Annotated in this window: 21 protein-coding genes; 12 read left to right on the top strand and 9 right to left on the bottom strand. The window is 65.7% G+C overall.

What is annotated here, in order from left to right; translation table 11 throughout:
- The first annotated feature begins 138 nt into the window (after window positions 1-138).
- The 7 genes from glcD (at window position 139) to pdxR (ending at window position 8,785) form a co-directional block, all read left to right on the top strand.
- Complete coding sequence (gene glcD / locus RR51_RS14520; protein ID WP_039613915.1) at window positions 139-1,638, top strand: glycolate oxidase subunit GlcD; 1,500 nt, start codon at window positions 139-141, stop codon at window positions 1,636-1,638.
- The gene (gene glcE, locus RR51_RS14525; protein ID WP_039613916.1) at window positions 1,638-2,690 is read left to right on the top strand and encodes a glycolate oxidase subunit GlcE; all 1,053 of its coding nucleotides are present in this window, start codon (window positions 1,638-1,640) and stop codon (window positions 2,688-2,690) included. The genes glcD and glcE overlap by 1 nt, the downstream gene beginning before the upstream one ends.
- 9 nt (window positions 2,691-2,699) lie before the next feature.
- Window positions 2,700-3,935 carry a glycolate oxidase subunit GlcF gene (gene glcF, locus RR51_RS14530; RefSeq protein ID WP_039613917.1) on the top strand — a complete coding sequence of 412 codons (1,236 nt, stop codon included), beginning with the start codon at window positions 2,700-2,702 and terminating at the stop codon, window positions 3,933-3,935.
- Window positions 3,928-4,326, top strand: a complete 399-nt coding sequence (locus RR51_RS14535; protein WP_024087335.1) for a heme-binding protein — start codon at window positions 3,928-3,930, stop codon at window positions 4,324-4,326. The genes glcF and RR51_RS14535 overlap by 8 nt, the downstream gene beginning before the upstream one ends.
- Before the next feature lie 152 nt (window positions 4,327-4,478).
- On the top strand, window positions 4,479-6,650 hold the full coding sequence (locus RR51_RS14540) for a malate synthase G (protein WP_039613918.1): 2,172 nt from the start codon (window positions 4,479-4,481) through the stop codon (window positions 6,648-6,650).
- A gap of 168 nt (window positions 6,651-6,818) precedes the next feature.
- The gene (locus RR51_RS14545) at window positions 6,819-7,157 is read left to right on the top strand and encodes a hypothetical protein (protein ID WP_039613919.1); all 339 of its coding nucleotides are present in this window, start codon (window positions 6,819-6,821) and stop codon (window positions 7,155-7,157) included.
- A gap of 194 nt (window positions 7,158-7,351) precedes the next feature.
- Window positions 7,352-8,785: a MocR-like pyridoxine biosynthesis transcription factor PdxR gene (gene pdxR / locus RR51_RS14550; RefSeq protein WP_039613920.1), complete on the top strand. Its 1,434-nt coding sequence runs from the start codon at window positions 7,352-7,354 to the stop codon at window positions 8,783-8,785.
- On the opposite strand, the gene RR51_RS14555 is transcribed toward pdxR, so the two are convergent.
- Both RR51_RS14555 and RR51_RS14560 read right to left on the bottom strand, forming a co-directional pair.
- Entirely contained in the window at window positions 8,778-9,974 is a 1,197-nt protein-coding gene (locus tag RR51_RS14555; RefSeq protein WP_039613921.1) for a CynX/NimT family MFS transporter, read from the bottom strand. The genes pdxR and RR51_RS14555 overlap by 8 nt on opposite strands.
- Window positions 9,971-10,429: a nucleoside deaminase gene (locus tag RR51_RS14560; protein ID WP_039613922.1), complete on the bottom strand. Its 459-nt coding sequence runs from the start codon at window positions 10,427-10,429 to the stop codon at window positions 9,971-9,973. The genes RR51_RS14555 and RR51_RS14560 overlap by 4 nt, the downstream gene beginning before the upstream one ends.
- A 197-nt stretch (window positions 10,430-10,626) precedes the next feature.
- Here RR51_RS14560 and RR51_RS14565 point away from each other — a divergent pair, with 197 nt between their 5' ends.
- Window positions 10,627-11,064, top strand: a complete 438-nt coding sequence (locus RR51_RS14565) for a carboxymuconolactone decarboxylase family protein (protein ID WP_039613923.1) — start codon at window positions 10,627-10,629, stop codon at window positions 11,062-11,064.
- 131 nt (window positions 11,065-11,195) lie between these two features.
- Here the strand turns inward: RR51_RS14565 and RR51_RS14570 are convergent, their stop codons facing one another.
- Window positions 11,196-12,206, bottom strand: coding sequence for an AraC family transcriptional regulator (locus RR51_RS14570; protein ID WP_039613924.1), 1,011 nt, complete (start codon window positions 12,204-12,206; stop codon window positions 11,196-11,198).
- 168 nt (window positions 12,207-12,374) lie between these two features.
- On the opposite strand from RR51_RS14570, the gene RR51_RS14575 reads away from it, so the two are divergent.
- The 3 genes from RR51_RS14575 to RR51_RS14585 are packed head-to-tail and all read left to right on the top strand — an operon-like array spanning window position 12,375 to window position 15,015.
- Window positions 12,375-13,559 (top strand): acetyl-CoA C-acyltransferase family protein, encoded by a 1,185-nt coding sequence (locus RR51_RS14575; RefSeq protein ID WP_013973108.1) that lies wholly within the window; start codon window positions 12,375-12,377, stop codon window positions 13,557-13,559.
- A 13-nt stretch (window positions 13,560-13,572) separates the two neighbouring features.
- Entirely contained in the window at window positions 13,573-14,421 is an 849-nt protein-coding gene (locus RR51_RS14580; protein WP_039613925.1) for a 3-hydroxybutyryl-CoA dehydrogenase, read from the top strand.
- A gap of 12 nt (window positions 14,422-14,433) precedes the next feature.
- Window positions 14,434-15,015 carry a TetR/AcrR family transcriptional regulator gene (locus RR51_RS14585; RefSeq protein ID WP_015270803.1) on the top strand — a complete coding sequence of 194 codons (582 nt, stop codon included), beginning with the start codon at window positions 14,434-14,436 and terminating at the stop codon, window positions 15,013-15,015.
- Between the two features lie 110 nt (window positions 15,016-15,125).
- On the opposite strand, the gene RR51_RS14590 is transcribed toward RR51_RS14585, so the two are convergent.
- The 5 genes from RR51_RS14590 to RR51_RS14610 are packed head-to-tail and all read right to left on the bottom strand — an operon-like array spanning window position 15,126 to window position 21,625.
- On the bottom strand, window positions 15,126-15,503 hold the full coding sequence (locus RR51_RS14590; RefSeq protein WP_003256176.1) for a response regulator: 378 nt from the start codon (window positions 15,501-15,503) through the stop codon (window positions 15,126-15,128).
- Between the two features lie 44 nt (window positions 15,504-15,547).
- The gene (locus RR51_RS14595; protein WP_039613926.1) at window positions 15,548-16,774 is read right to left on the bottom strand and encodes a hybrid sensor histidine kinase/response regulator; all 1,227 of its coding nucleotides are present in this window, start codon (window positions 16,772-16,774) and stop codon (window positions 15,548-15,550) included.
- Window positions 16,768-17,343 carry a chemotaxis protein CheB gene (locus RR51_RS14600; protein WP_013973112.1) on the bottom strand — a complete coding sequence of 192 codons (576 nt, stop codon included), beginning with the start codon at window positions 17,341-17,343 and terminating at the stop codon, window positions 16,768-16,770. Before RR51_RS14600 ends, RR51_RS14595 begins: the two co-directional genes overlap by 7 nt.
- A complete protein-coding gene (locus RR51_RS14605; RefSeq protein WP_003259474.1) occupies window positions 17,340-18,161 on the bottom strand; it encodes a CheR family methyltransferase in 822 nt (273 codons plus the stop codon). Before RR51_RS14605 ends, RR51_RS14600 begins: the two co-directional genes overlap by 4 nt.
- Window positions 18,158-21,625, bottom strand: a complete 3,468-nt coding sequence (locus tag RR51_RS14610; RefSeq protein ID WP_039613927.1) for a response regulator — start codon at window positions 21,623-21,625, stop codon at window positions 18,158-18,160. The genes RR51_RS14605 and RR51_RS14610 overlap by 4 nt, the downstream gene beginning before the upstream one ends.
- Window positions 21,626-21,871: 246 nt before the next feature.
- Between RR51_RS14610 and RR51_RS14615 the strand changes: the two genes are divergently transcribed.
- Entirely contained in the window at window positions 21,872-22,222 is a 351-nt protein-coding gene (locus RR51_RS14615) for a response regulator (protein WP_039613928.1), read from the top strand.
- 120 nt (window positions 22,223-22,342) lie between these two features.
- Here the strand turns inward: RR51_RS14615 and cobF are convergent, their stop codons facing one another.
- Complete coding sequence (gene cobF / locus RR51_RS14620) at window positions 22,343-23,092, bottom strand: precorrin-6A synthase (deacetylating) (RefSeq protein ID WP_039613929.1); 750 nt, start codon at window positions 23,090-23,092, stop codon at window positions 22,343-22,345.
- Window positions 23,093-23,155: the final 63 nt, after the last annotated feature.

Raw genomic sequence — 23,155 nt, forward strand, 5'->3', positions numbered from 1 at the left:
AAGCCGTCAATAACCAGTACCCGCCGCAAAAACTGGTAGGACCAGCTCACCCTGTACTCGACCCCGACAGCTACCACGCGCAGGCTGCAAGGGTGAGCGCTTTGCCAACAACAACAAAAACCGTTGCCGAGTGAGCCGATGAATATCCTTTACGACGAACGCGTCGATGGCGCGCTGCCTGACGTGGACCGGGCGGCGCTGCTGCAAGCGCTGCGCGCTGCCCTGCCGGACCTCGAGATCCTGCACCGCGAGGAAGACCTCAAGCCCTATGAATGCGACGGCCTCTCGGCCTATCGCACGGTGCCGCTGCTGGTGGTGCTGCCCGAGCGCCTGGAGCAGGTGCAGGCCCTGCTCAGGCTCTGCCACCAGCGTGGTGTGCCGGTGGTGGCACGCGGCGCCGGTACCGGCCTGTCGGGCGGCGCCCTGCCGCTGGCAAAAGGCATCCTGCTGGTGATGGCGCGTTTCAACCGCATTCTCGAGGTCAACCCGCAAGGCCGCTTCGCCCGTGTGCAGCCCGGCGTGCGCAACCTGGCCATCTCCCAGGCTGCCGCGCCCCACGGCCTGTACTACGCGCCGGACCCATCCTCGCAGATAGCCTGCTCCATCGGCGGCAATGTCGCGGAGAACGCCGGTGGCGTGCACTGCCTGAAGTACGGCCTGACCGTGCACAACCTGCTCAAGGTGGAAATCCTCACGGTCGAGGGCGAACGCCTGACCCTCGGCAGCGATGCCCTGGACAGCCCCGGTTTCGACCTGCTGGCACTGTTCACCGGCTCTGAAGGCATGCTCGGCATCGTCACCGAAGTTACCGTCAAGCTGCTGCCCAAGCCCCAGGTGGCGCGAGTGCTGCTGGCCAGCTTCGACAGCGTCGAGGACGCCGGCCGGGCAGTGGCCGAGATCATCGCTGCCGGGATCATCCCCGGCGGCCTGGAGATGATGGACAACCTGGCGATCCGCGCAGCGGAGGACTTCATCCACGCCGGCTACCCGGTTGACGCTGCGGCCATCCTGCTGTGCGAACTGGATGGCGTCGAAGCCGATGTGCACGATGACTGCGAACGGGTGGCCGCCGTGCTGGCCCAGGCCGGTGCGCGTGATGTGCGGCTGGCCTGCGACGAGGCCGAGCGCGTGCGCTTCTGGGCCGGGCGCAAGAACGCCTTCCCGGCGGTGGGGCGCATCTCCCCGGACTACTACTGCATGGACGGCACCATCCCGCGCCGCGAACTGCCACGGGTGCTCAAGGGCATCAGCGACCTGTCCGCCGAATACGGCCTGCGCGTGGCCAACGTGTTCCATGCCGGCGACGGCAACATGCACCCGCTGATCCTGTTCGATGCCAACCTGCCAGGCGAGCTGGAACGTGCCGAAGCCATCGGCGGCAAGATCCTCGAGCTGTGCGTGGCCGTAGGCGGCAGCATCACCGGCGAACACGGCGTGGGGCGCGAGAAGATCAACCAGATGTGCGCACAGTTCAACAGCGACGAAATCACCCTGTTCCATGCGATCAAGGCTGCCTTCGACCCGCAAGGCCTGCTCAACCCCGGCAAGAACATCCCCACCCTGCACCGCTGCGCCGAGTTCGGCGCCATGCACGTGCACCATGGGCAACTGCCCTTTCCCGATCTGGAGCGTTTCTGATGAGCATGGACCGCGACATCAGCCAGGCCCTGCTGGAGCAGGTCAACCAGGCGCTGAACCAGGCCACGCCGCTGCGTATCCAGGGTGGCAACAGCAAGGCCATGCTCGGCTGCCCGGTGGCCGGCGAGGTGCTGGACACCCGCAGCCACCGCGGCATCGTCAGCTACGACCCGACCGAGCTGGTGCTGACTGCCCGCGCCGGCACGCCGCTGCGCGAGGTCGAGGCAGCGCTGCACGAGGCTGGCCAGATGCTGCCCTGCGAACCACCGCACCTGGGCCCCGACGCCACCCTGGGTGGCATGGTCGCGGCCGGGCTGTCGGGCCCCAGGCGGCCGTGGGCTGGTTCGGTGCGCGACTATGTGCTGGGCACGCGGGTAATCACCGGCCACGGCAAGCTGTTGCGCTTTGGTGGCGAAGTGATGAAGAACGTTGCCGGCTACGACGTGTCGCGGCTGATGGCGGGCAGCTTCGGCTGCCTCGGGCTGCTGACCGAGGTGTCGCTGAAAGTGCTGCCCCGCCCGCGCCAGTGCCTCAGCCTGCGCCTGCCGATGGGCCGCCACCAGGCGCTGGCGGAGCTGGCCGAATGGGGCCAGCAGCCGCTGCCGATCAGTGCGGCCTGCCATGACGGTGACGCGCTGTACCTGCGCCTGGAAGGCGGCGAAGGCTCGGTGCAGTCAGCACGCCAGCGCCTGGGCGGCGAGGCACTGGACAGCAGCTTCTGGAGCGACCTGCGCGAGCAGCGCCTGGCGTTCTTTACTGGCCCCGAGCCGCTGTGGCGCTTGTCCGTGCCCAACACCACCGGCGAGCTGGATTTGCCCGGCCAGCAGCTGATCGACTGGGGTGGCGCGCAGCGCTGGCTCAAGTCCACGGCACCGGCGCAGCGCATCCGCGAGCAGGTCGCCAAGGTCGGTGGCCACGCCACCTGCCATGTCCCTGGCGCTGCCAGCAGCCCACCGCTGCCCGCCGCGCTGATGCGCTACCACCGAGCGCTCAAGCAGCAACTCGACCCCCAGGGTGTGTTCAACCCTGGCCGCCTGTACCCGGACCTGTGAGGCCAGACCATGCAAACCAACCTGAGCGAAACCGCCCGACGCCTGGCCCGCGCCGACGAGGCCGAAAGCATCCTGCGCTCCTGCGTGCACTGTGGCTTCTGTACCGCCACGTGCCCCACTTACCAGCTGCTGGGCGATGAACTGGACGGCCCACGCGGGCGCATCTACCTGATCAAGCAGATGCTCGAAGGCGCGCCGATCACCGCCAGCACCCAATTGCACCTGGATCGCTGCCTGACCTGCCGCAACTGTGAAACCACCTGCCCTTCCGGGGTGAAGTACCACGACCTGCTGGACATTGGCCGCGCCGTGGTCGAACAGCAGGTGCCACGCCCGCTCGGCCAGCGCCTGCTGCGCCAGGGCCTGCGTGCAGTGGTGCCACGCCCGGCGCTGTTCAAGGCCCTGACCCGCAGTGGCCAGGCCCTGCGCCCACTGCTACCGGCCACGCTCAAGCGCAAGCTGCCGGCGCGGGTCACCGCCCCCGGCCAACGCCCCGCACCGCGCCATGCGCGGCGGGTGCTGATGCTGGAAGGCTGCGTGCAACCGGCCCTGTCGCCCAACACCAACGCAGCCGCCGCACGCCTGCTGGACCGCCTGGGCATCAGCGTGGTGCCAATCCGGCAGGCCGGCTGCTGTGGCGCGGTGGACTATCACCTCAATGCCCAGGAACAAGGCCTGCAACGGGCGCGGCGCAATATCGATGCCTGGTGGCCTGCCATCGAAGCCGGCGCCGAGGCCATCGTGCAAACCGCCAGCGGCTGCGGCGCGTTCGTGCGCGATTACGGCCACCTGCTGGAAAAGGACCCGCGCTACGCCGCCAAGGCCGCACGGGTCAGCGCCCTGTCCCGCGACCTGGTGGAGGTGCTGCGCGAGGAGCCGGTCGAGCAACTGGGCGTGTGCGTCGAACAGCGCCTGGCCTTCCATTGCCCATGCACCCTGCAGCACGCGCTGAAGCTGGGGGGTGCGGTGGAGGCATTGCTGACACGCCTTGGCTTCACCTTGACCCCGGTACCGGACGGCCACCTGTGCTGCGGCTCGGCCGGCACCTATTCGCTGACCCAACCCGAGCTGTCGCTACAACTGCGCGACAACCGCCTCAACGCCCTGGAAAGCGGCAAACCGCAAGTCATCGCCACCGCCAACATCGGCTGCCAGGCCCACCTCGACGGGGCCGGGCGCACACCGGTGCGGCACTGGATCGAAATCGTCGAAGCAGCCTTGAACCCGGAGAACCACCATGCATAGCAAGTTCGTTATCGGCCAGGCGGAAGTCGCCAAAGTGCTGACCGCCGCCCGCCAGGAAGCCCAGGCACAACAATGGAACGTGACCATTGCCGTGGTCGACGACGGCGGCCACCCACTGGCCCTGGAGCGCCTGGACGGCTGCGCGCCGGCCAGCGCCTACATCGCGATGGAAAAGGCCCGCACTGCCGCGCTGGGGCGCAAGGAGACGCGGGATTACGAGGAAATGGTCAATGGTGGCCGTACCGCTTTCGTTACCGCGCCGCTGCTGACCAGCCTGGAAGGTGGCGTACCGCTGCGGGTGGATGGCCAGGTGGTGGGGGCGATCGGCGTGTCCGGGGTCAAGGCCGAGCAGGATGCCCAGGTGGCCAAGGCCGGGGCGGCTGCCCTCTGAATCCTGTGCCGGCCTCTTCGCGGGTAAACCCGCTCCCACAGGTGCTGCACAGGCCTCAGGCCTTGTGAAAGCCCTGTGGGAGCGGGTTCACCCGCGAAAGGGCCGGCAAAAGCAACATTTACCCAGAAGACTGAACATCGAGCGAACAGACAATGCCAAACCATCCACTCCAGATCGCCCCCACCCTGCAGCGCTTCATCGAAGATGAGGTCCTCCCCGGCACCGGCATCGAAGCCCGCACCTTCTGGCAAGGCTTCAGCACCTTGATCCACGACCTCGCACCACAAAACCGCGCCCTGCTCGCCGAACGCGAGCGCCTGCAGACAGAACTCGACAACTGGCACCGCCAGCACCCCGGCCCGATCCGTGACATGGCCGCCTACCAGCATTTCCTGCAAGGCATCGGCTACCTTGTAGAGCCCCCGGCAAGCGTGCAGGTCAGCACCCGCAACGTTGACCGCGAGATCGCCGTGCAGGCCGGCCCGCAACTGGTGGTGCCACTGAGCAACGCCCGCTACGCCCTCAACGCCGCCAACGCCCGCTGGGGCTCGCTGTACGATGCCCTTTACGGCACCGATGCCATCGCCGAAACCGAGGGCGCCGAGCGTGGCCAGGGCTACAACCCGCAACGCGGCGCCAAGGTGATCGCCTATGGCCGGCAGTTCCTCGACACCGCGGCCCCTCTCGACGGTGCGTCGCACAACGACGCCAAGGCCTACGCGATCAGCCGGGGCACGCTGCAGGTAACCCTGGCCGATGGCCGCCAGGTCGGCCTCAGGCACCCCGCGCAACTGCGTGGCTACCAAGGTGAGCCGAACACGCCAACAGCGATCCTGTTGCAGCATCACCAGTTGCATTTCGAAATCCAGGTCGACCCAGCCAACGCCATCGGCCGGCAGGACCCGGCCGGGGTCAAGGACATCCTGCTGGAGGCCGCGCTCACCACCATCATCGACTGCGAAGACTCGGTAGCCGCCGTGGATGCCGACGACAAGGTCAACGTCTACCGCAACTGGCTCGGCCTGATGAAGGGCGACCTCAGCGAACAGGTCAGCAAGGGCGGCAAGACCTTCGAACGCACCCTGGCCGAAGACCGCCACTACCACGGCGCAGACGGCCAGCCCCTGACCCTGCCGGGCCGCTCGCTGCTGTTCATCCGCAACGTCGGCCACCTGATGACCAACCCGGCCATCCTCGACCGCGATGGCCGGGAAATCCCGGAAGGCATCCTCGATGCCGTGGTCACCAGCCTGATCGGCCTGCATGACCTCAAGCGCCGTGGCAATTCCCGCGAAGGCAGCCTGTACATCGTCAAGCCGAAGATGCACGGGCCGGCCGAGGTGGCCTTTGCCGACCAGCTGTTCGACCGCGTCGAAGCCCTGTTGGGCCTGCCCGCACACACGCTGAAGATGGGCATCATGGACGAGGAGCGGCGTACCAGCGTCAACCTCAAAGCCTGCATCGCCAGCGCCGCGTCACGGGTGGTGTTCATCAATACCGGCTTCCTCGACCGCACCGGTGACGAGATGCACACGGCCATGGAAGCCGGCGCCATGCTGCGCAAGGGCGACATGAAAGGCAGTGCCTGGATCCAGGCCTACGAGCGCAGCAACGTACTGGTGGGGCTGGCCTGTGGCCTGCGCGGCAAGGCGCAGATCGGCAAGGGCATGTGGGCCATGCCCGACCTGATGGCGGCCATGCTGGAACAGAAAGTCGCCCAGCCCAGGGCCGGCGCCAACACGGCCTGGGTGCCCTCGCCCACAGCCGCGACACTGCATGCGCTGCACTACCACCAGGTGGATGTGGCGGCCGTGCAGCAAACGCTGGAACAGGTTGACCTGAATGCCCAGCGCGCCGAGTTGCTGCATGACCTGCTCAGTGTCCCGGTCAGCCCCGAGCGGCCCTGGAGCGCAGCCGAAATCCAGGCCGAGCTGGACAACAACTGCCAGGGTATCCTCGGTTACGTGGTGCGCTGGGTCGAGCAAGGGGTGGGCTGTTCCAAGGTGCCGGATATCCATGATGTGGGCCTGATGGAAGACCGTGCAACCTTGCGGATTTCGGCGCAGCACATTGCCAACTGGCTGCACCACGGGGTGGTCGATGCCGAGCAGGTGGAGGCGACCTTGCAGCGCATGGCCGGCGTGGTCGACCAGCAGAATGCCGGGGACCCGGCGTACCGGCCGATGACGGCGGGCTTCGAGGCATCGCATGCCTTCCGCGCTGCGCGGGAGCTGGTGTTCAAGGGGCGGCAGCAGCCCAGTGGCTATACCGAACCGTTGCTGCATGGCTGGCGCTTGCGTTTCAAGCAGGAGGTTGGGCGCTGATGCTGACAGGGGCCGCTATGCGGCCCCACTGCATGAAAACAGGTGGTATCCCGGCACCTTCAGAAATTTCCTATTCGGCGCTCGGAAACGTCCTACTTGTTGCCTCCGCCCTCTGAAAACATGATCGGCACTGGATGACGCAAGGTCGCGATCCAGAGGAGGTTCCGCATGCACCTGTACGCCCACCCCACTGCCGAATTGCGCAGCACCCTGCGCGAACTGCTGGCCCATGACATGAACAACCCGGACGAAGACCCCCACCTGTCGGGGGTGATGTTCTTCTGCGCCACCGATGAACGCTCCCGCCAACTGATCGAGCGTATCGAGTTGCTGGCCAGCGAGTTGTTCTTCGACCCGAACGGGCGGGCCATCACCGAGCATATGAAAGCGGCGGCGGTGGAAGGCGTGCGCATCAAGCGCAACCGCAAGGCGCCGGCGGACGAGACGGTGATACGTATCGCGCTGGCAGACAAGGGCTACATCACGGTGAGTACTGCCCGGCTCTGAGTTTGCGTTGGCTTTCTGGGGGTGCTTTGCACACCCCATCGCGACACAAGGCCGCTCCCACAGGACATCACAGACTTTGATTGCAGCGCTGTACCTGTGGGAGCGGCCTTGTGTCGCGATGGGCCGCAAAGCGGCCCCATGCCCTTCCCCGACCAATCCGCTATCCTGAGCACTTCTCCGCTCCGGACCGCTCCATGGAACTGCACATTCGCCTGGAAGGCCGCAAAGGCCTGGCCGACCAGCTTTACCAGCAACTGCGCGCCGGCATCGACAGCGGCCACCTGGCCGCCGGCACCCAACTGCCGCCAAGCCGCCTGCTGGCAGAGCAGCTGGGCGTGTCGCGCAAGACCGTGGCCGAGGCCTATTCCCGGCTGACCTACGACAACCTGCTGAGCGGCGTGGTCGGCCGGGGCACCTTCGTCACCCCGCGCCAGCCGCTGCGCAGCAGCGAATCGCCCGCGATTCCCCTGGCCGCTGCCGCGTCCCTCGAGCGCTGGCAGCAGCGCGCCACTGTGCTGAGCCGACGCCAGCTGGAGGCTCCGTCGCGTTACGACTTCATCGGCGGGGCTTCGAGCAAGGCGCAGTTCCCATTCGACCAGTGGCGCAGTTGCCTGAACTATGCCCTGCGCCGCAGCCAGCGCCATCCCGAACGGCAGTTCCCTGCCCAGGGCCTGCCGGAGCTGCGCGAGGCCATTGCCCATCATGTCGCCTATGCCCGCGGCGTGCACTGCAGCGCCGCTGACCTGCTGGTGTGCAACGGCGCCCAGCAGGCACTGGACCTGATCGCACGGGTGCTAGTCGAGCCGGGTTGCCAGGTAGCCATGGAAGACCCGGGCTACCCGCCAGCGCGGCAACTGTTCCTGGCCCTCGGCGCGCGCCTGCAATCGGTACCGGTGGACAATGAAGGCCTGTGCGTGGAGCAGATCGCCGACGGCACCCGGCTGATCTATGTGACGCCCTCGCACCAGTTCCCGCTGGGCATGCCGATGAGCGAGCCACGCCGGCACGCCCTGCTGGCACGGGCCGCCGAGCTGGGTACGTTGATCATCGAAGACGACTACGATTGCGAGTTCCGCTACCACGGCCCAGCCGCCGACGCTCTGCAGCGCCTCGACCGCCATGGCCTGGTGGCCTATGTGGGGACCTTTTCCAAGACCTTGCTGCCCGAGTTGCGCCTGGGCTACGCCGTACTGCCGCCCGACGTGCTGAAGGCCGCCTGCGTGGCCAAGCACCTCAGCGACTGGCACAGCCCGACCCTGTTGCAGTGGGCACTGGCGCGCTTTCTCGGCGAAGGCCACCTGAACAAGCACATCCGCCGTTGCCACGAGGTCTACAGCGCCCGTCGCGAACGCATCCTCGCACGGCTGGGCGGCGACCTGGCACCGTGGTTCAGCGCCATCCCCGCCAGCGCCGGGTTCCACCTCAGCGCCCTGGCCAGACCTGGGGTCGATGTCGAGCTGCTGGCCAACCTCGCACGCAAGGTGGAGGTCGGCCTGTATTCGCTGGCGCCGTTCTTCAGCGAAGCGCCAGTGCGCCCGGGGCTGTTGCTGGGCTTCGGCGCCATCGAGCTGCTGGACATCGACCCGGCGCTGGACCGGGTGCGCGACACCCTGCAGCGCCTCAGTTGACCGGTGCGGCCTTGCCCGCCACTACCGGGCGGGCAATCGCCGCGGCATAACCGCGAGGGTTGAACCACGTGGTAACCAGCAGCATCGCCACCACGGTCACGGTCAGCAGCGTCCATGAGGCCTGGAAATCACCGCTCATGTCGCGCAACCAGCCGGTGACGTAAGGCACGATGCCGGTGATGATGAAGCCGATGCCCTGCACGAACGCCGCCAGGCTGCCAGCCTCGGCAGGCGTCTTCAGGTGCTCCAGGGTCAGCGTCAGGCTCTGGCTGAAGCAGGCGCCCAGGCCGAAACCGATCATCGCCACCCACAGCCCCGAGGCCAGCGTGGGTGTCAGCAGCAGGCCGAGAAAACCCACCAGCTGGATCGCCAAGGCCAGCCACAGGCCCGGGCGTCGGTCTGCCCAGCGCCGCAGCAACAGCGGCAAGCCCAATGCACCGGCCACTTGGAAGATGGTCATCAGGCCAACCAGGTCGGCACCGCCCTGGGCGCTGCCGCCATGCTCGATGTGATAGGCCGGCAACCAGGCCACCATGCTGGTGTAGCCGCCATTGATCAAACCGAAGTACAGCGCCAGCAACCAGGCCCGGCGCGTGCCGAACCAGTGACCGCCGGTGGCACCGGCCAGTTTCGCCGCCTCCTGGCGCGGCCGCAGCACGGCCCAGGCCAACACCGCCAGCACAGCCGGGATCGCCCACACGCCCAGGCCGACCTGCCAATGGCCGAAGTAGCCACTGACGTGCGGCCCGAGCACGGCGGCCAGGCCGCCGCCGCTCATCAGCGCAGCCGAATACAGGCCCATCGCCCCCGCCAGGCGGCCGGGAAACCAGCGGTTGACCAGCCCCGGCATCATGCCCTGCACTACCGCCACCCCCAGGCCGGCGACCACCGCACTGGCAATCAGCGCCCAGGCGCTGCCCAGTTGCAGGCGCCACAGGCAGGCCAGGGCGATGGCAGACAGGCCAGCGAGCATGCCGCCGTGTTCGCTGATCCAGCGCCGCAACCAGGGTTGCAGCAAGGGCACCAGGCCCATGCACAGCACCGGCAACGCCGTCAGCAAGGCCGCCTGCTGGTAACCCAGGCCAGTACTTGCGCGCATGGGTTCGAGCAACGGGCCGATGCTGGTCAGGATCGGCCGCAGGTTCAGTGCCAGCAGCATGACCAGCAGCAGGTTCAATGCCGCTCTCATTGTGCGTTGGCCTGTTTCCACTCAAGGTAAAGACCGGCTTCGCCGCTGGGCTTCAGGGCGCGCAGCGGCAGGCTCTGTTGCTGGGGCGGGCGAGCCATCTGCGCGTATACCGCCGCGGTGGACAAGCCGTAGGGTTCGCCCTCGGCGTTGTCGTAGGCAAACCACGCCCGCTCGATACCGCACAGGTGCATGGCCGCCAGGCACATCGGGCACGGGTGGCCGCTGGCGTAGATTTCGGCGCCGTCCAGGCGTGCCTGACCCAGGGCATGGCTGGCCTTGCGGATGGCCTGCATCTCGGCGTGGGCGGTCGGGTCCTGGGTGCTGTGGATCTCGTTGACCGCACGCGCCAGCACCTGCCCCTGGTACACCAGCACGGCGCCGAAGGGCCGGCCACCGGCCTGAATGTTGGCGCGGGCCAGGTCGAGCGCTTCGCGCATGTAGCGTTCTTCGGACATGAATCGGTTCCCCTGTTGCAAGACCTGATCATTATCCGGGCTTCGGCGGCCTGGCAGAAATGAAGAGATTGGATGCCTGTCAGTGGCCTCCCAAATGGCCGATTGGCCTCCCTCTTATGCGCGTGATTGGCTATCGGGGAGGCCAACGTGCGGCGCTACAGTAGCGCCATCCCCACCCCACACCTTTGGAGACAGCCATGCACAACCGTATCGAATGGGCCAAGCACGCCCCCGAGGCCTACAAAGCCATGGTCGGCCTGGAGCAGGCCCTGGCCAAAAGCGGCCTGGAGAATTCCCTGCTGGAACTGGTTCGCCTGCGGGCTTCGCAGATCAACGGCTGCGCCTACTGCGTCAACCTGCACGCCAACGATGCGCGCAAGGCCGGTGAGAACGAGGCACGCCTGCAGACCTTGTGCGTCTGGCAGGAAACCGCCTACTTCACCCCGCGCGAACGTGCTGCGCTGGCCTGGGTGGAGAGCCTGACCAGGCTGCCCGAGCACGGCGCGCCGCAGGCGGAATATGAAGCCTTGCAGGAACACTTCGAGCCGGCCGAGGTGGCCAACCTGACCCTGGCAATTGCCGCCATCAATGCCTGGAACCGCTTCGGGGTCGGGTTTGCCATGGTGCCGGCCTGATCATTGAGCGGTAGCCTGTACCGGCCTCTTCGCGGGCTTGCCCGCTCCCACAGGTACAGCACATTTTTCAGATTCTGTGAGTCCCCTGTGGGAGCGGGTTCACCCGCGAAGAGGCCGGCACAGGCAACATCTCAACGCCCGGCCAACCGCGCCCGGTAGCTGCCGGGGCTCTGCCCGGTCCACTTCTTGAACGCCCGGTGAAACGCACTGGGCTCCTGGAACCCGGTCTGCTCGGCAATCTCGGCAATGCTCAACTCCCCTTCGCGCAACCGCTCGAAGGCCATTGCCCGGCGCACCTCATCCTTGATCTGCTGGTACGAACGCCCTTCCCGCTCCAGCTGCCGACGGAAAGTACTGGCACTGACCCCCTGCTGCTGCGCCAGCGCCGCCAGCGTCGGCCATTGCCCATAACGCCGCGCCCGCAGGTGCCGGTACACTTCGGCCACCAGCCCGTTCTGGTTGCGAAAGCGAATCACCAGCCCCTGCGGAGCACTGCGCAGGAAGGTTTTCAGGGCCGCCACATCCTGCACCACCGGCAGGCGCAGGTAGGCGCTGTCGAACTCCACCTCGGTGCGCCCGCTGCCCAGGCGCAGGTCCGGCCCCCACAGCAGCAGGTCGTCTTCCTGGGCCGGGCGCGACACCGCCAGCTCGGTGCGGTCGATGGCGATCCGCCGCCCGGCCAGCCAACACAGCATGCCGATCATCAGCACCAGGTAGGTTTCCTCGGCATACACCCGGGTCAGCGGGTCGGCGATGCTCGACTGCACGCTGATCAGCGCCCGCCCGCCACGCACCGTCAGGCTGCCGCGCAGATCGCGCAGGAACAGGCCAAAACCGCCCATGCACTGGCGCAAGGCCTTCTCCAGGTTCGGCTCCAGGATCAGGCCCCGGCAGATCAGGGCGAAACTGCCCGGCGGCATGCCGTGGCTGTCGAGGCGGAAGAACTCATCGTCCAGGCGCTGGATCAGCGCCAGCCACAGCTGGACGAAGGCCTTGGCCGGTACACGGGCCTGGGGCTGCTCGAGCAGTTGTGGGTCGATGCCCACCGCACGCAGCTGCGCATCGCGTTCGGCGGGGCAGTCGCGCAGGGCATGGAGCATGGCATTGAGGAAGTACACGGCGACCGAATCGCTATCGCGCATGGCGGTTTTCGCTGTCTATGCTGAGTGGCAAAAAGTGCCAGGTTGTCTGAACAGTTCCGGCATAGGCTGCAACAGAGCCTTTGCCTAGACTCGGTCCCACTCCGGGATCGTCGGCCATTCTCGCAGAGCCTGGCCCGGTCCCGCCATGCCTTCGCAATCGGAGCCCCTATGAGCAGCGCAGAAATCTACGTCGTCAGTGCCGTCCGTTCAGCCATTGGTGGCTTTGGCGGTTCCCTCAAGGACCTGCCGCTGGCCGACCTGGCCAGCGCCATCACCCGCGCCGCCATCGAGCGCTCGGGCGTGGCCGCCGAGCAAGTCGGCCACCTGGTGATGGGCACGGTGATCCCCACCGAACCGCGTGACGCCTACCTGGCCCGCGTAGCGGCAATGAACGCCGGCATCCCCAAGGAAACCCCGGCATTCAACGTCAACCGCCTGTGCGGCTCGGGCCTGCAGGCCATCGTCTCGGCAGCCCAATGCCTGCTGCTGGGCGACACCGATGTGGCCGTGGCGGCGGGCGCCGAATCCATGAGCCGTGGCCCGTACCTGCTGCCGCAGGCACGCTGGGGCGCTCGCATGGGTGACCTGCAAGGCATCGACTACACCGTCGGCGTGCTGCAGGACCCGTTCGAACACTTCCATATGGGCATCACCGCCGAGAACGTTGCGGCCAAGCACGGCATTACCCGCGAAATGCAGGATGAACTGGCCCTGACCAGCCAGCGCCGCGCTGCCCGCGCCATTGCCGAAGGCCGCTTCGCCAGCCAGATCGTTCCGCTGGAACTGAAAACCCGCAAGGGCAGCGTGCAGTTCAGCACCGACGAGCATGTGCGTGGCGAGGTGACCGCCGAGCAACTGGCAGGGATGAAGGCGGTGTTCAAGAAAGACGGTACCGTTACCGCCGGCAACGCCAGTGGCATCAACGACGGCGCTGGCGGCCTGGTACTGGCCACTGGTGATGCGGTGCGCCGCCTGGGCCTGAAGCCCCTGGCCCGCCTGGTGGGCTATGCCCATGCCGGCGTCGAGCCTGAACTGATGGGCCTTGGCCCGATCCCGGCCACCCGCAAGGTGCTGGAGAAGACCGGCCTGAGTGTGCAGGACCTGGACGTGATCGAGTCCAACGAAGCCTTCGCTGCCCAGGCCTGCGCCGTGGCTCGCGAACTGGGCTTCGACCCGGAAAAGGTCAACCCCAACGGTTCGGGCATTTCCCTGGGTCACCCGGTGGGCGCCACCGGCGCGATCATCGCCACCAAGGCCATCCATGAGCTGCAGCGCATCCAGGGCCGCTATGCCCTGGCCACCATGTGCATCGGTGGTGGCCAAGGCATCGCCTTGGTCTTCGAGCGCGTCTGAGGGAGCCTGACACATGAGCATTGAACAGATTGCCGTGATCGGCGCAGGCACCATGGGCAACGGCATTGCCCAGGTGTGTGCGGTGGCCGGCTACCAGGTGCTGCTGGTGGACGTTTCCGACGCTGCGCTGGAGCGCGGCGTGGCCACCTTGAGCAAGAACCTCGAGCGCCAGGTCGCCAAGGGTACCCTCGACGCCGACAAGGCGGCAGCTGCCCGCCCCCGCATTCGCACCAGCACCGACTACACCCAGCTCAGCAGCGCGCAGATGGTGATCGAAGCCGCCACCGAGAACCTGCAGCTCAAGCAGCGCATCCTGCAGCAGGTGGCCGCCAACGTCGCCGCCGACTGCCTGATTGCCACCAACACCTCGTCGCTGTCGGTCACCCAGCTGGCGGCCAGCATCGAGCACCCCGAACGCTTCATCGGCGTGCATTTCTTCAACCCGGTGCCGATGATGGCGCTGGTCGAGATCATTCGCGGCCTGCAGACCAGCGACAGCACCTACGCCCAAGCGCTGGTGGTGACCGAAAAGGTCGGCAAGACCCCAATCACCGCCGGCAACCGCCCTGGGTTCGTGGTCAACCGCATCCTGGTGCCGATGATCAACGAAGCGATCTTCGTGCGCCAGGAAGGCCTGGCCAGTGTTGAGGACATCGACACCGGCATGCGCCTGGGCTGCAACCAGCCGATCGGCCCGCTGGCCCTGGCCGACCTGATCGGCCTGGACACCCTGCTGGCAATCATGGAGGCCTTCCATGAAGGCTTCAATGACAGCAAGTACCGCCCTGCCCCGCTGCTCAAGGAAATGGTCGCGGCCGGTTGGCTGGGGCGCAAGAGCGGCCGCGGTTTCTTCACCTACTGAGGAGCGAACGCCATGCCCCCGGTCAATGCCGCGATGCGCTGTGCCAACTTTGAAGAGCGACGTGACCGGGCCATGGCGCTGTTTGCCGAAAAGGGCTTCGGCCAGGTCAGCATGCGCGAGCTGGCGGCCCATGTGGGGCTTACCGCAGGCTCGCTGTATCACCACTTCCCCAGCAAGCAGGACCTGCTGTACGACCTGATCGAGGAGTTGTACGAGGAATTGCAGGCCACCCTGGACCAGGGGCGCCGGGCCATGGCGCGCGGGGCGTCGGCGCTGAGCTGCCTGATTGCCGCGCACTGGCAGCTGCATGCCGAGCGGCCCATGCAGTTTCGCCTGGCGGAGCGCGACTTCTGTTGCCTGAGCGACGATCAGCAGGCGCGCCTGGCCTTGTTGCGCAAGCGCTATGAGGCGGGGTTGCTGAGGTTGATCGCACCGCAGGCGAAGTTGCAGGGGGAGGCCTTGATGGCCACGGCGCATGTGGTGGCGACACTGCTGAACCAGTTGCCGGGGCTGTTGAAGGCCTTGCCTGAAGAACAGGGGCTGGGGTTGATGGAAAGCATGCTGGTGGGTGGGCTGGAGCGGACACTGCGCTAGCCTGTTCCGGCCCTTTCGCGGGTAAACCCGCTCCCACAGGAACTGTGCAAGTCTCAAGGTTTGCACAGTTCCTGTGGGAGCGGGTTTACCCGCGAAAGGGCCAGTGCAGGCTAGCGCAGGAGCGACTGGATCTGCTCGTGCAAGGTATCCAGGTCGAACGGCTTGGCCAGGATCGGTGCCTTGCGGGTGATCGGGCTGCCGGACTCGAGAATCTCCGCCGGGTAGCCGCTGATGAAGATCACCTTCAGGTCCGGCCGCAACTTCACTGCCGGCTCGGCAATGTCCACCCCGGAAATCCCGCCCGGCAAGCGGAAGTCCGTCACCATCAGGTCGAGGTGCGGCTTGCTCGCCAGGATCGCGAACGCCTGCTCGCCATCCTCGGCCACCAGCACGTGGTAGCCCTCGCCTGCCAGGTAATCACGCAGGATCATGCGAATCGCCGGTTCGTCCTCGACCACCAGTACTACATCTTGTGCATCTTCACTCATGTCAACGCCTTGAAATACTTACAGCTGGCCATCAGACCCCAGGCTCACGCAGAGGTTGCCCTTGCCTGGTCGTTTTGTTGTTCGCAGGTTGCCAGTGGCAATTGCAAGGTGAAGGTGGCGCCTTTGCCCTCTTCACTCTCCACCAATATGCGCCCGCCATGGGCCTGGACGATCTGCTCCGATATGTACAGCCCCAGGCCCAACCCACCACTGGCCTGCTGGGTGGCGACCCGCTCGAACTGCTGGAAGATGCGCTGCTGGTTGGCCACGCAGATGCCGATGCCATGGTCCTGCACCTGTACGCAGGCCAGGCCGTCCTGCTCGAATACCCGCACCTGCACCGGTTTGCGCTCACCATAACGCAAGGCATTGGACAACAGGTTGGCCAGCACCTGCTCGATGCGGAACTCGTCCCACTCACCCTGCAGCGGTTCGCAGCGTTGCAACTCGATATGGGTTTCCAGTGCGCTGGCCTGGGCGGCAAAGTTCTCCACCAGGCCACGCACCAGCAGGCCCAGGTCGAACGCCTTGGGCCGCAGCGACAGTTTGCCGGTGCGGATGCGCGATACATCAAGCATATCTTCGACCAGGCGGATAAGGCTGTTGATCTGCCGCTCGTCGCGCTCGACCATGGCCTGCAGCTTGTCGACGCTGAAGGCGGCAAGGTTGCCGCGTGCCAGGTGCAGCTTGCGCAGCTGGGTTTCCAGGATCAGGCCATTGAGCGGGGTGCGCACCTCGTGGGACACGATCGACATGAAGTCATCGCGCATGCGCACGGCATGCTCCAGTTCACCCCGCGCCGTCTGCAGCTGGGCCAGCAGCAGTTCCTGCTCCTGACGGCTGCGTTCCAGGGCCTGCAATTGGCGGTCGAGCACCTTGCGCTGGCGGTACAGGTCGACGAACACCGACACCTTGCTCTTCACCGCCAGGGTGTCGAGCGGCTTGTGCAGAAAGTCCACCGCGCCGCTTTCATAGCCCTTGAACGCGTAGTTCATCTCGCGCCCGGCGGCAGTGACGAACACGATGGGGATGTTGCGGGTCTTTTCCGTGCCGCGCATCAGCTCGGCCAGCTCGAAACCGTTCATGCCCGGCATCTGCACGTCGAGAATGGCCAGGGCGAACTCGTGCTCGAGCAACAGTGACAACGCTGCCTCGGCCGACTGGGCCTGGTGCACCTCGCGGTCTTGGCCCTGGAGCAGGGCGTCGAGGGCCAGCAGGTTTTCTGGCAGGTCGTCGACGATCAGCAGTTTGGCGATGGTGTGGCTTAGCATGCGCTAGGTTCCAGGGCGGCGAGCAATCGCTCGATGCCACTCAGAGAAAGAATATGGTCGGGCTGGTGCAGGGCCAGTGCGGCCTCCGGCATCAGCGCCACCTGTGCGTCGCAAGGGTCCTGGACCACGGTCCGGCCCCCGTTGCGCTTGATATAGGCAAGGCCTTCTGCGCCATCCTCGTTGGCCCCGGTGAGCAACATGCCCAGCAGGCCGGCACCATAGGCATCGGCCGCCGACATGAACAGGTAGTCGATCGCCGGCCGGGAAAAATGCACCGGCGGCTCCTGGCTCAGCGACAGGGTCAGGTCACGCTCCACCGACAGGTGATAACCCGGCCCGGCCACGTAGATCTGCCCGGGGCGCAGCGGCTGTTTGTCACAGGCCTCGCACACTGGCCGCCGCAGGCGACGTTGCAGCACCTCGGCCAGCTGGCTGTGGCGGTCATCCGGCAGGTGCAGCACGCAAATTACCGGAATGGCGAAGCCGGCCGGCAACGCGCCCAGCACACTGAATAGCGCTGTAACGCCGCCGGCCGAGGCGCCGATCACCATCGCGCGTACGCCTTTCATGACTTGCGGTAGATCCGTTCGGGCTTGACCAGCGGCTCGAAGCGCTCGCTGTAGGCGGAAAAATCCACCGATTCCTTGCTGCCCAGCACCAGGAAGCCGCGGTGGCACAGGGACTCGTGGAACAGGCCCAGGGCGCGGTCCTGCAGTTCCTTGTTGAAGTAGATGAGCACGTTGCGGCACGACACCAGCTGGGTTTCGGAAAACACGCTGTCGGTGGCCAGGCTGTGGTCGGCGAAAGTCACGTTGTCCCGCAGGGTGCTGTCCATGATGGCGTTGCCGTAGGCTGCCGTGTAGTACTCGGCAAAGTCCCGTCGGCCACCGGCGATGCGATAGTTTTCGGCGTACTCGCGCATGCTCTGCATCGAGTAGATACCCTGCTTGGCCTTGTCCAGCGAATGCGGGTTGATGTCGGTGGCATAGATGATGGTGCGCTCCAGCAGGCCCTCCTCGCGTAGCAGGATGGCCATCGAATACACCTCCTCGCCCGTGCTGCAGCCGGCAATCCACACCTTGATCGACGGCCAGGTGCGCAGCAGCGGCACCACTTCGTTGCGCAGCGCCAGGTAGTGCCCCGGGTCGCGGAACATCTCGCTGACCGGGATCGTCAGGTACTGCAGCAACTGCATGAACATGCCTGGGTCGTGCAGCACGCGCTCCTGCAGCGCCGACACCGTCAGGCAGTCGAACTGGCGCAGCGCATGCAGGATCCGGCGCTTGATCGACGCGCCGGAATAGTTGCGGAAATCGTAGCTGTACTTGAGGTAGATGGCCTCGATCAGCAAGCGGATTTCGATATCGGTGTTACGTTCGCTAGTCAAATTCGCTCCAGTTGCGGCAGCCACACACGGATCAGCGAGAACAAGCGGTCCAGGTCGATCGGTTTGGCCAGGTAGTCGTTGGCGCCGGCCTGCAGGCAACGCTGCTGGTCATCCTTCATGGCCTTGGCGGTCACGGCAATGATCGGCAGCTTGCGCCAGCGTGGTTGCTGGCGGATCAGCCGGGTAGCCTCGAAGCCGTCCATTTCCGGCATCATCACATCCATCAACACCAGGTCGATGTCGTCATGCTGCTCCAGGCGCTCGATGGCCTCGCGGCCGTTGCGGCCGATTTCGACGATCGCGCCCTTGTGCTCCAGCGCGCTGGTCAGGGCAAAGATGTTGCGCACGTCGTCGTCCACCAGCAGCACCTTGCGGCCTTCGAAAACCTTGTCGCGGCTGCGCGCGGTCTTGAGCATGCGCTGGCGTTCGTTGGACAGCTGCGACTCGACCTTGTGCAGGAACAGCGTCACTTCGTCGAGCAGGCGCTCCGGCGAGCGGGCGCCCTTGATGATGATCGAGCGCGAATACTTGAGCAGGTCGGCTTCTTCTTCGCGGGTAAGGTTGCGCCCGGTATACACGATCACCGGCGGGAAGGCACGGATGTCTTCGGCGGTCATGCGCTTGAGCAACTCGTTGCCGAGCATGTCCGGCAGCTTGAGGTCGATGATCATGCAGTCGTAGATATTCTCGCGCAGCAACGCCAGGGCATCCTGAGCCATGGCCACGGCGGTGATCTCGACATCGTCGTCGCCGATCAGGCGGGCAATGCTCTCGCGCTGCAGGTCGTCGTCTTCCACCAGCAGGATGTGCTTGAGCTTCTGGGTCAGCTTGGCCTCCAGCCGGGCGAAAACTTCCTTGAGTTGTTCACGGCTGGTGGGTTTGACCGCGTAGCCGACGGCACCCATGTGCATGGCGGCCTCGACGCGGTCCTCAACGGAAATGATATGCACCGGGATGTGCCGGGTGCTCGCTTGCTCCTTCAGGCGTTGCAGCACGGTCAGGCCGGAATGGTCGGGCAGGCGCATGTCCAGCAGGATGGCATCGGGGATGTACTGCACGGCCAGTTCGAAGCCCTCGTCGGCGCCCTGCGCCACCAGGCAGCTGTAACCCAGCTCGTGGGCCAGGTCGAAGAGGATGCGGGCGAAGTTCGGTTCGTCTTCGATCACCAGGATGCAGCGGTTGCCGAACGGCGCGCGCTCACGGTCATCGGCAAACACTGGTGTCGGGCGTTTCGGTGCCGCCACCACTGGAGCCTGCGGCGCGGGTGGCAGGCTATCGACCGCAGGGCGCAGGCTGAGCGGCTCGATATCCTGCGCCACGCGCTCATAGCGCTCCGGCAGGATCAGGCTGAATACACTGCCCTGGCCGGGGCTGCTGTCGACGCTGATCTGCCCACCCAGCAGGTGCGCCAGGTCGCGGGAAATGGACAGGCCCAGGCCGGTGCCGCCATAACGGCGGTTGCTGGTGCCATCCACCTGGTGGAATGCGCCGAAGATCGCCTGCTGCTGGTCGGCGGCGATGCCGATGCCGGTATCGCGCACGGCAAAGACGATGCCGGTGCCAGGCTGGTAACCGATGTTCAGGCTGACCTGGCCGCGCTCGGTGAACTTGATGGCGTTGGACAGCAGGTTCTTGAGAATCTGCTCCAGGCGCTGGCGGTCGGTGAACAGCGTGGCCGGCACCTGCGCCTCGGTGGTCACCTCGAAGGCAAGGCCCTTGTGCCCGGCCAACGGCTCGAACATGCCACGCAGGCCTTCGACCAGGCGTTCCAACTGGGTGCTTTCGGGGCGCACTTCGAGCTTGCCTGCTTCCACCTTGGCGATGTCGAGAATGTCGTTGATCAGGTTGAGCAGGTCGTTGCCGGCCGAATAGATGGATTCGGCGAACTTGACCTGCTCGTCGCTGAGGTTGCCCTCGCCGTTTTCCGCCAGCAGCTTGGCCAGGATCAGCGAGCTGTTCAGCGGCGTGCGCAACTCGTGGGACATGTTGGCGAGGAATTCGGACTTGTACTTGCTCGAACGCTGCAGTTCCTCGGCGCGCGCCTGCAGCTCGTCCTGGGCCTGGAGCAGTTCGTCGTTCTTGCGGTCCAGCGCCTCGGTGCGCTCCGACAACTGTTCGTTGGTCTGCTCAAGCTCCGCCTGCTGGGTTTCCAGGTGGGCCTGGGACTCCTTGAGCACGCGGGATTGCTCTTCGAGCTCTTCGTTGGCGGTTTTAAGTTCTTCCTGCTGCACTTGCAGCTCTTCGTTTAGTTGCTGGGTTTCGGCCAGCACCTCCTGCAGGCGCTGCCGGTAACGGGCGCTTTCGATGGAAATACCGACGTTGCCACGGACCCGCTGCAGCATCTCTTCATCACGCTCCTGCAACGGCCGCAGGAAGCCCAGCTCCAGCACGCCGTTGATCTGCCCGTCGTCGCTGGAGGGCATCAGCATGGCACTGCGCGGCAGGCCCCTGCCAAGGCCGGAACTGAGGTGGAAATAGTCTTCGGGCAAGTCGTCCAGGCGCAGCAGCCTCGCTTCGCGCACGGCCTGGGCCAGCAGCCCCTCGTGGTCACCCAGTACCTGCTCGCGCGCCTGCTCCTCGGCATCCAGGCCATAGCTGGCAACACGCACCAGGCGGCCATGTTCGTCACGCACGTACAACGCGCCTACCACGCTGCCCAGGTAGCTGGCGAAGAAACGCAGGATGTTGTCACCGAGCATGGGCAGGGTCAGCTGGCCGAGCACCTGTTCGGACAGTTGCGTCTGCCCGTTGCGCAGCCAGGCCTGATGCTCCAGGCGCTCGGCGGCGCGCTGCTGGGCCCGGAAGTTTTCGTCATAGGTAGCGGACAGCGCCAGCAGGTCGCGCCGCCCAAGGTAGGCCAGCAAGGCGCTGAGGCCGACGATGAACAGCACGAAGGACGACATGACCGTGACGGTCACACTGTTGACCCGCTCGTTGCGCGCCATGCGCAATTGTTGTTCGCTGCCGATGAGGTTGTCGAACTCCTTGCGGATCTCATCGGTCAGGCGCTTGCCGCGGCCGTTGCCGATCAAGGCGCGGTAATCACCCTGGCTGCGGCGCAAGTTGATCATCTCGCTGCCGAAGGTGTTCCACGCTTGCTGCAGGGCGATCAGCCGGTCGATGCGTTCGACCTGTTGCGGGTTGTCCTCGACCATGCCGCGCAGGCTCTGCAGGCTGCCGAAAATGCGTGGCTTGGCCACCTCGTAGGGGTCGAGGAAACGCTCATCGCCGGTGATCAGGAAGCCACGCATGCCGGTTTCCATGTCGATCGACAGTTTGACCGCTTCGTTGGCATTGCCGATCACCCGGTCGGTGTGCTCGACCCACTGCAAGGCCGAAAGCAGGTAGTTGATCACCGCAACGAAGGCTACGGCCCCCAGCAGGCCAACCCCCAGGGGTAGGCCGACGTTGCGGCTCAACAGCTTGCGGAAGCTTCGCTGGTCCATCGAGGCTGCTTGAATCATGTGAAAACGCCCGAGCTAAAAGTCCATTGAAAAGTGTGGCGGATCTGTCTTTGTCATTATCTGCCACTGCGCCGTCCTGTTAAGCGAGTCTAACCAGCTTTGCCGGGTCTGGCAGGGCATTTAGCCAGTATTTGAAGGCAGCGTGCGCCAAACGTTCCATCTGATTGCAGTGCCCGGTATCCTCGGGAACTTCTGCTGCCATCTGGAGCACAGATTAAAGACATTCATTAGCACAGGATCCGAACCATGCACCTTCTGGTAGTCGAAGACGACGACATCGTACGCATGCTGATGGTCGAAGTGCTCGACGAACTGGGCTACACGGTCATCGAGGCGGACAGTGCCGGCGCGGCGCTGCGCATTATCGAGGACCCGGGCCAGGAGTTGGCGCTGATGCTGACCGACGTGGGGTTGCCAGACATGGGTGGCGAAGAGCTGGCCGGCAAGGCGCGCGACCTGCGGCCGCTGTTGCCGGTGCTGTTCGCCAGTGGTTATGCCGAGAACGTCAATGTACCGGAGGGCATGCATCTGATCGGCAAGCCGTTCAGCATCGACCAGTTGCGCGACAAGGTACAGGCCATTCTGGGTAACCCTTGAGATCGGTGTCGCCTGGTTCGCGGGCTTGCCCGCTCCCACAGGGAACGCGTGGCCCTGAAGCTGGCGCTGTACCTGTGGGAGCGGGTTCACCCGCGAAGGGGCCGGAATAGGCAGTACACCTCACAGCTCCCTGCGCAATAGGTAGCTATCCATGATCCACCCCTTGCGCGCCCGCTCCCGCTCACGCACCTCCAGTATCCGTGCCTTCACCGTTTGCAACGGCCCGGCAATCAGCACCTCATCCGCAGTCCCCAGGTACGCGCCCCAGTAAATCATCAACGCCGGATCATCGAGCCGGGCAAACGCGCACTGCCCGTCGAGCATCACCAGCACATTGTCGATCTGCCCCTGCCCGGCCAGGCGCCGCCCTGGCAATACGGTCAACGGCTCACCGATGCGGTTGAGCGGCACCTGATGGCGCGCTGCCAACGCCTGCACGCTGCTGATGCCCGGAATGACCTGCAGGCGCAGCGCCACACCACGCTCGCGGACCAGGCCAAGGATGCGCAGGGTGCTGTCGTACAGCGTCGGCTCGCCCCACAGCAGAAAGGCGCCGGTTTCACCCTCGCCTATCTCCTGTTCGATCAGTTGGGCATACAGCGCCGCACGCTGCCGGTGCCAGTCCTGCACCGCGCGCAGGTAGTCATCGGCCTGGCCATCGCGTGCAGGGTCGGCCACCTGCACCAGGCGGTAGCCGCCCTCGGGCCGGTAGCGTTGCAGGATGGCCTTGCGCAGGCGCAGCAGTTCGTCCTTGTCGCCGCCTTTGTCGAGCACGAAGAACACACTGGCCTGGCGCAGTGCATCGACCGCCTCGTAGGTGACCTGGCGCGGGTCACCCGGGCCGATGCCGATCAACAACAGGTCTTTCATTGCCCTGCCCTTTGCGGGAACCAGCAGCCATTGTCAGGTGGCTGCCGGTATTTGGCAAAGCGC

The organism is Pseudomonas sp. C5pp, from assembly GCF_000814065.1.
Taxonomy (GTDB): Bacteria; Pseudomonadota; Gammaproteobacteria; order Pseudomonadales; family Pseudomonadaceae; genus Aquipseudomonas; species Aquipseudomonas asiatica.